We start from the raw sequence: 13,446 nt of genomic DNA, 5'->3' as shown, positions 1-13,446 counted from the left end.
GTCGTCGGGATACCCGATCCGATTCGGGCGGGCGAATGCTCCACGTGAGCGCCGGCCCCGCGCATTGAACCGCCGGGACACCCGAACACCAGGCCGTCACCTGGCGCGACGGCTCAACGTCCCGCAGCCTAGGCGCGACGCATCCGAAACAGACTCAACTCGAGTTCGTCAGGCGCGCAATTCAGGGTGTCGGCGGTCTGAGACATCCAGTGCAAGTACACCGCGTACCGGTAGGGGGTCCAAACGTATGACTGACCGCCGCTTCTGACGAGGTACGGTAATCCGCTTAGTTCGTGGACCTTTCGTGCCAGCACGTTGTCGAGGATCAACGAAGTCGACGAAGTGAAATACAGAAACTTTGTGAAGAAGGCGGGACCGAGGCCATGGATTCGGGCATATGGCGGTGAATTGGGCGCCGCACGATTCTTCGGATCCTCGCCGCCGTAGAACATCATGTACCCACCAATAGGATCCTTCGCAGCTGCGTCAGCGGCTCGGAAAAGCATCTCGTTGAGCCGACCAGCGGTCGAGTCGATGATCGTACGAAGGCGGCGAGGACCGTATCCAACCCGGCCGACTCCCCAAATGTAGGAAGCGACGAATACGTCGACGAGGCTTCCGGATCGCGCTAGTCCGAAAAGATCACCGCGCGAGATGAAATGGAGGTTCCCCAGTTTCAGTGGACACCTGACATAGCGGGACGGTGTCCTGCTGGAAGGATGTCGACATGTCGCGGACGCGTCGGTCGTTCACACCCGAATTCAAGGTGGAGGCTGCTCGTCGGGTGATTGACGGGGGGCGGCCGGTCTCGGAGGTGGCCCGCGAACTCAACCTGCACGAGAGCTTGCTGGGCAAGTGGGTGCGCCAGGAGCGGGTCCGCGACGGGATAGCCAGCGATGTCCGCCACGGGCCCCCAGAAGGCGATCTGACAGCGCGCGAACGCGCCGAGTTGGTGCGGCTGCGTGCCGAACTCGCCGAGAAGGACCGCGATATCGCCTTCTTGAAAAAAGTATCGGCGTACTTTGCGGCACAGCAACATCGGTGAGTCGGTTTGAGCTCATCGCCGCGGAGTGCGCCGACCACGACATCGCCACACTGACCGAACTCCTCGGCGTCTCACGCTCGGGTTACTACGCCTGGGAAGCACGGCAGCGACGCACCGAACCCACGCCGCGGCAGCAGTGGCGCCGCGACCTGGAGGTCAAGATCCTGGCTCACTGGCAGGAATCGAAGCGCACCTACGGCTCACCACGCATCACCGCCGACCTGCACGCCGCTGGGGTCTCGGTGTCGGTCAACACCGTCGCGGCGATCATGGCCGAGATGGGCATCGAGGGCATCAGCCCGCGCACCTTCAAGGTCAAAACCACCATCGTCGATCCGGCGGCGTCGTTTCCGCCCGACCGGGTGGACCGGGTCTTCGATCAGGGCCGCCTCGATGCGGTGTGGACCTCCGACATCACCTATCTGACCTGCGGTGAAGGGGATGCCTATCTGTGTGCGATCCGCGACGAGCACTCACGACGGGTGCTGGGCTGGTCGGTGGCCGACCACATGCGTACCGAGCTTGTCGAGCAGGCGGTGAACGCGGCGGTGTTCACCCGCGGCGGGTCGGTGGCCGGCACCATCCTGCACAGCGACAGGGGCAGTCAATACACCAGTCACGACCTGGCCAAAGCCTGCTCCGATCACGGCCTGCGCCGCTCTATGGGGGCCACCGGCATATGTTGGGACAACGCCGGGTCCGAATCACTGTGGTCGACGGTCAAACACGAGTACTACAAGCGGCATGCCTTCACCACGTACGCGAATTTGACTGCGGGACTTGACAATTACCTTCGCTACTACAACCATGGCAGGCGGCATAGTTCACTGGGAATGATCTCACCAATCGACTTCGAGATCACCGCACGGATCAACCAGCAATCAAGCTAACCGTGTCCACTTTTTCAGGGGAACCCCAAATCACAATTCGTGAGGGAGGCCGGAAGGAGCGCCCCCCACTTTGGTGGGTCGTATTTAATCTTGTGGCCCCGTACGCCCGGTGGACCTAGGCACCGCCGCGTGTCTTCGACTGCGGCGGCCACGCTGTCGGCTGCTTCAGATTTGATCTTGAACAGTTCGGCTTCCTCGCTTGCCTGACTGTCGTACGGATAGCTCATATGCCATTGTTACGGCATTGAATTGATCGACACCCGCGGAATCGTGATATCACGTGGGTGGGCCGCTGTTGAGGCTGCTGGGTTCTTATGGCCATGTGTGGCCAGTACGGCGGTCCTCGATGCGGTGGCTATCGAGGCTGCCTTTGCGCTGCTGTGCTTCACGTAGCGGTTCGAACCCGAACTCCAGCGTCGGGGAAGGCCATCTGTAGTCTGGAAAGTGCTTCCTCAGTCGTAGCACCGTCCCACTTGCGGAAGATGACCCATGTACGGTCATGGTCGGAGTCATATATCGGATACTCCACGAACCAACTTCGAGGTTTCGCTGTTGGATGATCGGCAGCCAACGCTTCGCAGAGCGCTTCGGCGTCGTTGAACTGACCCGGCACGAAGCGCAACGCACGGTTGAACAGTTGCGCCGCAATCTTCTCGAAAGGCACGCCTTTCTGCCCAAGCGCGGTGATCAATGTCCTTACCGCGTGACGCTTGTTCAGCGGCTCAGACTCGACGCCATCGACAACCACGTGGTAGCGAGTGAAGTCTCGTCCGTCAGACCCGATAACGCTGCGTTCCCTTGCAATCTCCTTCTTGCGCAACCGGACTTGATAGTCCTGTGCCTCAGGCAGGGGAATCACCTGGTTGACGTCGATGTACACCTTGCCGTCCAGCTCATACGGCGCAAGGCGAATACAGCGGATATCGAGGCCATCGAAGCCGTTGAGCCGTTGCGGTGACGTGAATACGCCGCGACTACCTCGTCGAATGTCATCGCCGAGATCATCGCCGCGTACCGCAATGCTTGGAGGTCCATGTGACCCCCATCTTCGGTACGCTTGAGCTCAATCACCACGAGCCTCCGTTGCCGGTCGATCGCCAACAAGTCGATCCGGCGCCGAGAGTCTTCCCAATCACCGAACTCTTCGGCCACGACCATTAGGTCTTCACCAAGTGCGTCGGGTTGGGCACGGAGCAGGCGCTGCAAGTCGGTCCGCTCTCGGATATTCAGTTCCGAAAAGCTCGCGATGTCCTGTTTCACTAGCCGATCACCATCAATCGCAAAAAGCACTGTGTTCTCCCCATGTGATGCCCTTGCATGAAAAACGTACTGCTCGCGCCGACAGAAGATTGTATTGCTGCCAGCCGAGGAGGGGCGCTCCTGGATCTGAGGCCACGGCCACATCCGATCTGAGCGCGATGCACTGGTCGATGTGGTGGCGCAGGCACATGTCAGGAGGCTGGACCTGCCGGCGGCCTCCATTTGTGCCCAGTATTGCTCTGCCAACTGTGGCTGAGCAGTGCAGCGGCTTCGTCGCTCACCGGCCGGAAGTGATTGACATACGGGCCTGCGCTTGAAACATTCGACGCGTCCGGCGTTTGGGAGGGGAGCGTGTGGCTGCCAAGTTGACGAGGGAAGTTCAGATCGATCGTCTTGTCGAGAAGACGCGACGACGGGTGGACCAGAGCCCGCCATCGGCACGCCTGCTCAAGCACATGCCGAGCAGCAAATTGAGTGTGCTTGTTCGAGAAGCCGGCTATGAGCGGGCCTCCCGTAGACTTCTCGATGAGCTCAGCGATCGCTTCCATGCTGAGGGCATCGATTTCAGTCCCGAACTTCTCGACGCCGATAACACCCCAGATACGCGCATCTACTTCTTCGATATGAAGCGACCGGTCGAAGGCTTGCGCCCAGCCCGCCAACTCTTCCATGAAGAAGCGCAGCTTGCGCGTTTCCTATGGGTGAACAAGCACTTCCTGGGTCAGGCGGTGCGGAACCTGAGGCTTACGGATCGTGAGAAGACGTTGGCTCCTGGCTCGCGTCCTGACCTCGTTGCGATCGACACCAAGACCAGAGAGCTTGTCGCGATTGAACTGAAGGCGGGTCACCCGGACCAGGGCATTGTCGCGCAGGCGGCTAGGTACATGACGGTGCTCAAGGATCAAGCGGAGGCAGAAGGATTGCGCGGGGCCCGTCTGATGATCATCACGGGCCAGCCCGACGAACAGCTAGCCGACCTCGTGCGCGTGCAGGCCGAGAGATTGGGCATCAAGTGCGAATGGTTCCTCTACAGCGTGCGCTTTGAGTTGAGCCGGCACTCGTAGTTCTGCATTTGCATCAGTTGGGCGATCGCATCCTGACTTGACAGAAGGTTCAGAACTTCGAGCGGACCTTGCGCTTCGTCCGTTTCACGATTCGCCCGTTTACGAGCGAATCGATGCGGCGCAACGCTTCCCGAAACGCCGGGTTCGGATTGGCGTCCGACGGCACCCCCTGTACGTCGCGCACGGCTTCGTCCATCCCGGCACCAGGCAGGCGCGCCCATATAGCGCGGACGGTCAGCGTGCGACTGTACGCGGCGACGCAGTGCACCATCACCGTGCGACCGTCTACAGCGACTGGGGTTACCAGACTGCCTACGGTGGTAGTCATCTACCGCACCGACCTCCCAAGCTCGTCGCCAAGCTGCGCGAGGTGCTCGGCATGCAGGAGCTGGATCGATTGCTGCTCCCCAAGGAGGGCATTAGACAGCTCGGCACTACGCTGTCCGAGCGCGGGCTGGCAAAGCGCGACGACGTGGCGCGCGCTGGCCAATGAGGACGCCGCCGACGCGCTGACCGAACAGCAGGCCGTCATCCTCGACGCCATCCGGCTGCTCGGCCGCGTCGAGGTTCGCGGTGGCGCCGGAAGCGGCAAGACCTTCCTGGCGATGGAGCAGGCGCGCGGGTTGGCTTAGCGCGGCCAACGGGTCGCGCAGGTATGCCACGCGCACGGGGTTGGGGTCCTACCTTCGAGTGGATCACGGCGAACTGGCCGCGCCGCCAGCAGCCTGCCTATGTCGGTGAATTTCGTGCACTGGGTGTGCAGTGGGGTGCGCCCGAAGGGGCCGACGAAGCCCTGCGCACCGAGGAGACTTTCAGTTTCGGGAACATCCCCTGCCGGTCCCCAAAGCGGCAGGCCTGCCAAACTCTAGGGCTCTTGATCGCGCTCATCGAAAGTCCTCAGGTGTGCTCGCCGAAATTCCTCACCTGTGAGCAGCGGTCAGTGTAGTTGTTGGCGGTTGCCGGTGGTGGTTCGGCGTAGCGTTTCGGCGGCCGCTTGGTGGTCGCGTAGGCGGTAGGACTCGCCGTCGAGGTTGATTACCACGGAGCGGTGCAGCAGGCGGTCGAGCATGGCGGCGGCGACGGTGGTGTCGCCGAGGATGTCGCCCCAAGCACCCACCCCGCGGTTGGTGGTGATGACGATGCTGGTCTTCAAATATCGTTGGGAGACAACCTGAAACAGCGCCGATGCGGCCTCGGCGGGCAACGGCAGGTAGCCCAGTTCGTCGATCACCAGCAGCGTCGGTCCGGCGTAGAAGCGCATGGTGGTGGCCCAGCGTCCTTCGATGGCGGCGCGGTGACAGCGGGCGGCCAGATCCGCGGCGGTGGTGAAGTAGGTCCGGTAGCCGGCGTGCGCGGCAGCTCTGGCGAGGCCGACGCTGAGGTGTGTCTTGCCGGTGCCCGGTGGGCCGATGAGCAAGATGTTGGTCGCCGATTCGAGGTAGCGACACGTGCCCAACTCATCGATGAGCTTGCGGTCGATCCCGGCGGCGGCATCGACATCGAAATCTACGAGGGTGGCCGGGGTGGGCAGGCAAGCGAACCGCAACCGGCCCGCTAGGCGGCGCGCGGTGCTGGCCTCGACTTCGACGGCCAGCAGCCGCTCCAAGGCGACGGTGAGCGAGAGTCCTTCGGCGCTGGCCTGGTCCAAGACGGCGGGCAAGGCTTCGGCGGCGGCAGCCAGTTTGAGCTCGGCCAGATGCGAGCGCAGCTGTTGATAGCGGCTCGCGGCTGCCGACGGCGCCTCCTCGGCGGCGGCCCTAGTGGTCTTCGGGGTGCGTGGGGTGGGGGTCATTGGATGGTCCTGTTCTGGGCGGCCCGCTCGTAGGCGGACAGGTCGATGACGGTGGAATTGGTTGATGGAGTTGATGTTTGGATTGTTTCGGCATCGAGCCGCAGTAGTTGTGCGGCAGCGGCTTTGGCGGCTGGGCCGGGTGGGATGCGTTCTTTGCGGCGGTGTGGGCGTCCGGTGGTGGCGGTGGCCATCGCGGCGGTATCGAGGGCGATGACATGGCCGCTGTCGCGCACCATCACCCCGAGCCCGTCGGCGGCCATCCGGTGGCGGGCGATCACGATCCCGCCAGTGGTGGCGATGTCGCAGAACTGGCCACCGACAGGATGGCTGACCACGACCTGAGCCGCCGCCAGTTCCGGGGGCACCGAATAACGGTTACCGCGATAGGACACCAACGCCTGCCGCGACGCTGTGCGAGTCTCCGACACGATCACCGGATACGGCGACGCCGGCGCAGGTGCCAACGGCTCGGTCTTGGCCACCACAGCGACCGAGGACCGGCCGTCGGCGGTGGCCCGCAGCCGGGTGTCGCCGCGCACCGCGGCGAAGCGATCCAGGCTCACCTGAGCCTGCTCCACGGTGGCCTCGTCGGCCAGCGTCCGCCACCAGCGCTGCGCCGCAGTGTGATTGACCTTCTCCACCACACCCTTACGGTTGCCCCGCCGAGCCGGGCAGACCGCCACTGAGACGCCGTAGTGCTTGGCCACCCCGGCGAACGACGCGGTCACCCGACCCGAGCCGGGATCACACACCGTGGCCATCCGGTCAAAACGCCACACCCGCGTGACCCCGCCCAGGCCTCGGGTCACCCGGTCCAGGCAGGCGACCAGGTGCGGCTGGCCTTCCGAGGGCGCCAGGGCGGCGCGCCACTTGCCCGAATGCGCTAGCGAGCCCACCAGCAGATGCGCGGTCTTGCCCCACCCCCAGGATGCCGGCGGATCGGGCAATTCCAGCCAGTCCCATTGGGTTTCCTCACCCGGGGCGTGCGGGATCACCGCGTTCGGGCGCTGTGTGGCCGTGCGGCACGCCTCGCACACCGGACGCAGATCCCGGGCCCGGATGTTGCGCGTCAGGCTCTGATACGACAGGCCGAACCCCAGCTGCTCGAGCTCGTCGAACAGGGTGCGCGCCCACAGGTGCGGGTCCTCGGTCAACCGGGCGGTGACGTAGTCGACGAACGGATCGAACGGGTCCGGACCGCTGCGGGCACGGACCCCCGGTTCGCCGCCACCGGCCAGATACTTGCGGACCGTCTTGCGGTCGAAACCAGTGTGGCGGGCGATCGCTGAGATCGACCAGCCACGACGGCGTAGGGCATGTACTTCCAAATCGTCCTCCCATGTGAGCATGAGAAAGCGGGCCTCCTTCGGTGAAGCAACTGGCGTCAGACACCAGCAGCTTCGAGGGAGGCCCGCCCTTCTCGGCGGAGCCACACGGGTGGGGAATTTCGATGAGCGTCAGTGGGGAATTTCAGCGAGCGCGGTCACTCTATCGGGCGTCGCCAGATGGCCGACGGCTGAACCGTTGCATTGCGGTCCCTGAGCGTGCGCGTCAGTCGGCGGCCACGTAGTTCTCAGCGTTGACGTTCTTTTCCCCGGACCAGCGGTAGGCGGTCAACTTCCCGCCCTTCACAGCACTGAAGTCCACGCACGCCGTGTAGTTGGTCCAGTCGTGGTGGCGCTTGGGTGGGCCCTGTCGCCAGTAGTGCCCGTAGAAGACGGGGGTCTCGGCGGTGTAGACGTACGACCGGTCCACCCTGGCGAGTTCTAGTTCGGGTAAGGGCGGATACAGTTCACCGGTGTAAGTGGTGAAACGACCACCCATTTCGGCGATGTCGCGAAGTGTACGGGCCTCGCTGTTCCACCATCGCACCCGCGCCTGGTCGCGCGCGATGCCGTCCTTGTCGTGGTACTCCGGTTGTCCATGGGCGACAAGGCTGATTTCGGGGCCCTTCAGCAGCGTCTCGACAGCCTCGTAGAGCGGATTCCCTTCGGTGCTCGCCGCGACAAGATGAGACAACTCAGTGAACGGGGCGCTCGACCCGCACCGACTTTCCACGAGTTTGATCGAATCGTCGTGCCAGCACGCGTGCACGACGCGTAGCCCACCGAGATCGAGCCACAGAGGGAGGGTCGAGAACCACTCCAGGTACACACACCGATCATCGCCTTGGACCTGCTCAAGGAAGGCAGCGTGTTGTTTGGTGTTCTTCGTTGACCATGGGTTGTCAGGATCATCGTGGGGACGAAGAAACTTGCCGCTAGCGGAGGGCCACTCCGTGTGGTAAGCCAGCGCGTTGAATTCGTGGTTGCCCATTACGATCCGGGCGTTGCCTGCGTCGACCATCGACTTAACGATTTGGAGGACGCGGAGCTGTTCGTCCCCGCGGTCGATGAGATCGCCCACGAAGATGGCCTGTCGACGCGGATGTTTGTAATACCCCGACTCTCCGACCTGATACCCGAGCTTGTTCAGCAATGCTTCGAGTTGGATCGCGCAGCCGTGCACGTCACCGATGACGTCGTACCCGGGTGTCGAGGAGACGTTCACCTGTTCCCTCCGTTCATATTTGATCGCGGGCCGAGTGTCGCCTCTCCTACGAGGCGTGGGTCTGGTTCGAACCCAGTGAGCCGCAGGCCAGTGTCAAGTGCAGCTCATCGGTGCCGCCGCAACCTTGCTGCACCGACGCTCACGCGTTGCTCGAGAGTCGTTGGTTAGCCCGGCACTTACTAGGTTGCCAGCAGGCACCGACATTTTTCGCCAAGTGGCGCAAGCCGAGGTGGCTCTGCCATCTGATTTGGTAGTTAGCAGTGATTCAGGCACCGCCGTTACCGCAAATATCGGGAAATCTTCAGCGGCAGGTCCTACCCTCCGACAGCGTGGAGCCCGGAACATGAGCATGACGCCCGACGAGCACCCGCGCCTCAACGCCTCCGAGCGCAGTACCTACCGGGCGCTGATCGACCAGCTCGAGCCCAACGACCTTGTCGTGCCGGGACAGCGGGTCACCGACCACCTCAAGGACCACGAGGTCGACTTCGTCGTCGCCATCGAGGGCGCAGGCATCGTCTGCATCGAGGTCAAGGGCGGTGAGGTCTGGCACGACGGCGAGGGTTGGCGCCAGATCCGCGGCGGCCGCCAGCACACGATCGAGCCGGTCCGCCAAGCCCGCGAAGCCTGCTATGCCCTGCGCGATTTCATCGAGAAAGACCCGCGCTGGACCCAGAATCGGCTGCGCTGGGACCACGTCGTCGTGCTGCCGAACACCGAGCTACCCGCCGACTTCGGGCTACCAGACTGTCCGCGGTGGAAGGTGATCGACCGCACCGACCTGCCCAAGCTCGTCGCCAAGCTGCGCGAGGTCCTCGTCAAGCAGGAGCTGGACCGGCCGCTGCTGAGCAGGGACGGCATCGACCAACTCAGCACCGCGCTGTCCGGGCGCGGGCTGCCGCAGCGCGACGTCGTCGCCCGCGCCCTGGCCAACGAGGACGCCGCCGACGCGCTCACCGAACACCAAGCCGTCATCCTCGACGCCATCCGGCTCCTCAACCGCGTCGAGGTCCGCGGCGGCGCCGGCAGCGGCAAGACCTTCCTGGCGATGGAGCAGGCCCGCCGGCTGGCCCAGCGCGGACAACGCGTCGCGCTCGTCTGCTACTCCCACGGGCTCGCGTCCTACCTCGAGCGCATCGCCGCTACCTGGCCCCGCCGCCAGCAACCGGCCTACGTCGGGGAGTTCCACGCGCTCGGGGTGCAGTGGGGTGCGCCCGAAGGGCCCGACGAAGCACTGCGCACCGACGAGACGGTCCAGTTCTGGGAACATGACCTGCCGCTCCAAATGGCCGAATTAGCAGCGCAACTCGAACCCGGGCACCGGTTCGACTCGATCGTCGTCGACGAAGCCCAGGACTTCGCCGATGCCTGGTGGGATCCGCTTCTCGCCGCCCTGAAGGATCCGGTCGAGGGCGGCCTGTACGTGTTCACCGACGAAGGCCAGCGAGTCTTCGACCGCCACGGCGCGCCGCCGGTCCCGCTGGTCCCGCTGATCCTCGACCACAACGTGCGCAACACCCGCCAGATCGCGAACGCCTTCCAGCCACTCGTCGACCACCCGATGCGGTTCCTCGGCGGCGAGGGGCCAGCGGTGACGTTCGTCGCGTGCAAGCGCGAGGATGCGCTCGAGGTCGGCGACGATCAGATCGATGCCCTGCTCGAAGACGGTTGGCGACCAGAAGATGTCGCGCTACTGACCACCGGCAGCCGCCACCCCGAACAGGCCGAGCGGCAGAAGGACGGCCACAAGGCCTACTGGGACACCTTCTGGGACACCGACCAGGTGTTCTACGGCCACGTACTCGGGTTCAAGGGCCTCGAACGGCGCTGCGTCGTGCTCGTCGTCAACGAGACAAGCATGTTCGAGCGCTCCCGCGAACGCCTCTACGTCGGATTGTCCCGCGCCCGTGACCAATTGGTCGTCTGTGGGGAACCGGAGTTCATCCGCGAGGTGGGTGGTCCGGACCTGGCGCGCCGGCTCAACGTCCCGCAGGACTAAGCGCGACGCATTTTGGTGTGCGGCGCCCCCACGCTGGGCGCTTAAGCTCGTTATGTGACTCCGCTCGACGGTTTCCTGGCGACGTGGTCGCGAGCGCGAGCCACCTTCGGGACGGGCATCCCTCGAGGTGGTGAGTGGCTCGACGGTGACCGACTGAGCCAGTTGCAAACCGCCGTTGATGCCGCCCACCCCGGCAGCTACTGGACGGGCGCAGCGGCCACGGCTTATGGCGAGAGGAACGCTCGCCAAGCCCAGAGGATCGGGCGGGTCGCGGTCTTGGACCGAGAGCTCGGCTCCTGCGTGACCGAGTCAGCGCTGACGGTGTCAGTGGGCCGGCAGAGTCTGGAAGCGGTCAGAGACTGGGTATTGGCCACAGCGCGAGCCGTGCCGCCCGGCAGCCATCGTGAACAGTTTCTGGCGCCGATCGTGCTGCAGGGTCTGACACAACTTCGCCAGGCCGTCACGAGCTCAAGTAGTGAGCTCGACGTGATCGCCTCCAGGATCCGGCTGCTGGCCGACGAGTACGCCGACCTGCGAACCGAGGAGGAACGTCAAGGGCAGAACGAGGACGACGAAACCTCGAGCATTCAATCCGTCGACCTCAAACAGGGACCGGGCGGCGTGGGTGACCGGCGCTTCAATGAGATCGAGGCGTTCCACACGGTCTTCGGGCGATTGCCGGTCTCTGCGGCGGATTGGACAACGGCGGCTGTTCTCGATCCGCATAGTTATGACCCGGCTGCAGCGGGTGTTGCGCCGGAGGTCGTGCTCGCGCGGATTGATCCGGTTGCGGGTCAGGGAGTCGTCCGTGTGGGCCAATGGATCGAACAACGTGATGTCATCAGCGGTCCATGGAGGCGGGACTTCGGCAACACCAGAGGCGCCGATCCGCAATTCGACCCGGCCAACACGAAGGTGACCGCGTATATCGACTACGAGAATGGATTGGTGGTGATGCGCCAAAACCCTTCGGTCGAGCTGACGCCGGACGGTGGTCCGGGCGACGTCAGAGTGGGCGTACCGGAGGCGGCGGTTCAGCAACTGCCCGACGGCTCGGTCCGCATCCAGTACGACGCCGGCAATCCGTTCGCGCCCGACATCGCAACAAATCCGCCGTGGCCACTGCAAGACAACCCGTGGACAGTCAACGGTGATCTGGTGGTCACGCCTACGGCCGACGGCGTGCGTGTCGACGGGACCCGCACCGACTACCCCTCGATGGAGGTGTATCAAGACCTCCCCGACGGGACGACTCGGACGGTACTGATCGATCCGGCCACAGCAGGGAACTCAACGGGGCCGATGATCAATCTGCCGCAGCATCATGACATCGGCGCGGGCGGATCCGCCTTCGCGCCTTTTGATCAAGGTTCCTGGAATCCGAAGTACGACATCCGAGTTCCGCTTCCGTGGACGGAGCTCGGTCCGGCCGCGGCCCCGCCACGTGGTCCGACGATCCAGTCCCCCGGCGTGGTGCATTTCTGATGTCGATGGCGGCAGGGGAGTCCGTTGTTTGGCGCACGGCGACCTGGGCGGCGCCGCTAGCCACCCAGATACTGCTGGGGCTGGTCCTCGTGATTGCATGGCTGCTTGGGAAGTGGTTCCCCGGCACAAGCGGGCTTGTCCTATTCCTCATCGGCGCCGCAACAGTTTTCCTTCTGTGTGCGGTGCTCTGCGGACTGCTGAGCCGGTCGGTCTCCCCGCGGGCACGGGGAGTGACACTTGGCGTCCTCGGTTCATACGCGGTCGTCCTCGTTGGGTGCGCCATCTACGGACTCTGGTTTCTTCAATGGTGAAAGGCGTTCCGGCACAGAGGCACACAGCTGGCTACGGGCCGTGGTCCCTCGTGGCAGCGCTGTTCAATGTTCTCGTCATTGAGCTGGCGGTCTGGGCGACGCTGCCGTACCTGCTTCTCGCGATCTACGTCGTGCCACTCATTGTCGTCGACCTCATCGTGGCCATAGTTCTCGAGGCGCGGAAGGGCGCTTCCGGGCAGGTCGGTCGAGGAATGTTGATTGGGCTTCTGTGCGTGCCCGCGGGATTGATCGTGCTCGTGCCAGGATTCCTAGCCGCTCAGGCCGCGGGCCTCGTCTGATCAACCGAACCGGATCTCGACGCCCTGCATGTCTGCAGCTCGCGCAGACGCCAGTCACCGATAACTGCATGCCGCAGTCGGAGTTCCGCCCTCGCGTCATGCAGCGCCCGCGCGGACCTTGCTGATCGGATGCCCGACGTACCAGGTGCCTTTCCGGGAACTATTCTGAGAATCGGTGCGTAATCTGACGTGCGTGAGCGAGCAGGACCGCGTTCGCTGGGAACAGCGGTACAGGAGTCGAGAGACGCCCCCCTCGACCGCGGTCGGTCTCCCCGCCCTATTCACGCCGTTCGAGGACATGTTCCCCACGCATGGCCGAGCACTTGATTTGGCGTGCGGGCCGGGACTAGTGAGCGCGTGGCTCGCGCGTCGCGGCATGGATGTCTGGGGGATCGACATCTCTCCGACAGCCATCGGTCAGGCGAATGACCTCGCCACGCGGAGCGGCGTCAGCGATCGGTGCCGGTTCGACGTCGTCGATCTCGATCTCGGCTTGCCGGCGGGACCGCCTGTCGACCTCCTTGTCTGCCACCGATTCCGCGACGCTCGGCTCGACCAACCGATCATCGAGCGAGTGACACCCGGTGGGCTCTTAGCGATTTCAGCTCTGAGCGTCGTCGGCGCCGGCCCGGGGCGCTTCCGCGTCGCACCTGGCGAATTGACCACGGCATTCGTTCAGCTCGAAGTCATCGCCGCCGGTGAGGGCGACGGCGAAGCATGGCTCCTGGCCAGAAAACGCGCATAAGCGACC

At 64.2% G+C, this 13,446-nt stretch carries 14 protein-coding genes and 1 pseudogene; 8 read left to right on the top strand and 7 right to left on the bottom strand.

Annotated features, from left to right (window positions below; genetic code table 11):
• Positions 1-128: 128 nt before the first annotated feature.
• Entirely contained in the window at positions 129-656 is a 528-nt protein-coding gene (locus BLW81_RS30245) for an 8-oxoguanine DNA glycosylase OGG fold protein (RefSeq protein WP_407662369.1), read from the bottom strand.
• A 71-nt stretch (positions 657-727) separates the two neighbouring features.
• On the opposite strand from BLW81_RS30245, the gene BLW81_RS01270 reads away from it, so the two are divergent.
• Positions 728-1,045 carry a transposase gene (locus BLW81_RS01270; protein ID WP_083405617.1) on the top strand — a complete coding sequence of 106 codons (318 nt, stop codon included), beginning with the start codon at positions 728-730 and terminating at the stop codon, positions 1,043-1,045.
• Complete coding sequence (locus tag BLW81_RS01265) at positions 1,042-1,935, top strand: IS3 family transposase (protein WP_173839555.1); 894 nt, start codon at positions 1,042-1,044, stop codon at positions 1,933-1,935. The genes BLW81_RS01270 and BLW81_RS01265 overlap by 4 nt, the downstream gene beginning before the upstream one ends.
• Positions 1,936-2,320: 385 nt before the next feature.
• On the opposite strand, the gene BLW81_RS01260 is transcribed toward BLW81_RS01265, so the two are convergent.
• Both BLW81_RS01260 and BLW81_RS01255 read right to left on the bottom strand, forming a co-directional pair.
• Complete coding sequence (locus BLW81_RS01260) at positions 2,321-2,815, bottom strand: hypothetical protein (RefSeq protein ID WP_157897535.1); 495 nt, start codon at positions 2,813-2,815, stop codon at positions 2,321-2,323.
• Positions 2,791-3,195 carry a PDDEXK family nuclease gene (locus BLW81_RS01255; protein WP_083405615.1) on the bottom strand — a complete coding sequence of 135 codons (405 nt, stop codon included), beginning with the start codon at positions 3,193-3,195 and terminating at the stop codon, positions 2,791-2,793. The genes BLW81_RS01260 and BLW81_RS01255 overlap by 25 nt, the downstream gene beginning before the upstream one ends.
• A 353-nt stretch (positions 3,196-3,548) precedes the next feature.
• Here BLW81_RS01255 and BLW81_RS01250 point away from each other — a divergent pair, with 353 nt between their 5' ends.
• Positions 3,549-4,259: a PDDEXK family nuclease gene (locus BLW81_RS01250; RefSeq protein WP_083405614.1), complete on the top strand. Its 711-nt coding sequence runs from the start codon at positions 3,549-3,551 to the stop codon at positions 4,257-4,259.
• 49 nt (positions 4,260-4,308) lie between these two features.
• Here the strand turns inward: BLW81_RS01250 and BLW81_RS29180 are convergent, their stop codons facing one another.
• Positions 4,309-4,455: a hypothetical protein gene (locus BLW81_RS29180; protein ID WP_157897534.1), complete on the bottom strand. Its 147-nt coding sequence runs from the start codon at positions 4,453-4,455 to the stop codon at positions 4,309-4,311.
• A gap of 101 nt (positions 4,456-4,556) precedes the next feature.
• Between BLW81_RS29180 and BLW81_RS29175 the strand changes: the two are divergent.
• A pseudogene (locus tag BLW81_RS29175) lies at positions 4,557-5,096 on the top strand (nuclease); the annotation flags it as partial.
• Between the two features lie 100 nt (positions 5,097-5,196).
• Here BLW81_RS29175 and istB read toward each other — a convergent pair.
• The 3 genes from istB to BLW81_RS01230 form a co-directional block, all read right to left on the bottom strand.
• Positions 5,197-6,051: an IS21-like element helper ATPase IstB gene (istB, locus tag BLW81_RS01240; RefSeq protein ID WP_059166926.1), complete on the bottom strand. Its 855-nt coding sequence runs from the start codon at positions 6,049-6,051 to the stop codon at positions 5,197-5,199.
• Entirely contained in the window at positions 6,048-7,400 is a 1,353-nt protein-coding gene (locus tag BLW81_RS01235; protein ID WP_059166925.1) for a Mu transposase domain-containing protein, read from the bottom strand. Before BLW81_RS01235 ends, istB begins: the two co-directional genes overlap by 4 nt.
• A gap of 202 nt (positions 7,401-7,602) precedes the next feature.
• Complete coding sequence (locus BLW81_RS01230) at positions 7,603-8,601, bottom strand: metallophosphoesterase (protein WP_083405612.1); 999 nt, start codon at positions 8,599-8,601, stop codon at positions 7,603-7,605.
• 343 nt (positions 8,602-8,944) lie between these two features.
• On the opposite strand from BLW81_RS01230, the gene BLW81_RS01225 reads away from it, so the two are divergent.
• The 4 genes from BLW81_RS01225 to BLW81_RS01205 all read left to right on the top strand — a co-directional run bounded on the left by BLW81_RS01225 (position 8,945) and on the right by BLW81_RS01205 (position 13,440).
• Positions 8,945-10,600: an NERD domain-containing protein gene (locus BLW81_RS01225; protein WP_083405611.1), complete on the top strand. Its 1,656-nt coding sequence runs from the start codon at positions 8,945-8,947 to the stop codon at positions 10,598-10,600.
• A 54-nt stretch (positions 10,601-10,654) separates the two neighbouring features.
• Positions 10,655-12,085 carry an EspA/EspE family type VII secretion system effector gene (locus BLW81_RS01220; RefSeq protein WP_157897533.1) on the top strand — a complete coding sequence of 477 codons (1,431 nt, stop codon included), beginning with the start codon at positions 10,655-10,657 and terminating at the stop codon, positions 12,083-12,085.
• Positions 12,086-12,446: 361 nt separating this feature from the next.
• Entirely contained in the window at positions 12,447-12,695 is a 249-nt protein-coding gene (locus tag BLW81_RS01210) for a hypothetical protein (protein WP_157897532.1), read from the top strand.
• A gap of 193 nt (positions 12,696-12,888) precedes the next feature.
• Positions 12,889-13,440 carry a class I SAM-dependent methyltransferase gene (locus BLW81_RS01205; protein ID WP_083405607.1) on the top strand — a complete coding sequence of 184 codons (552 nt, stop codon included), beginning with the start codon at positions 12,889-12,891 and terminating at the stop codon, positions 13,438-13,440.
• The last annotated feature ends 6 nt before the right edge of the window (positions 13,441-13,446 follow it).

Origin of the sequence: Mycolicibacterium rutilum, from assembly GCF_900108565.1 — a bacterium.
GTDB lineage: Bacteria > Actinomycetota > Actinomycetes > Mycobacteriales > Mycobacteriaceae > Mycobacterium > Mycobacterium rutilum.
This window is presented reverse-complemented; position numbering and strand designations above follow the sequence as displayed.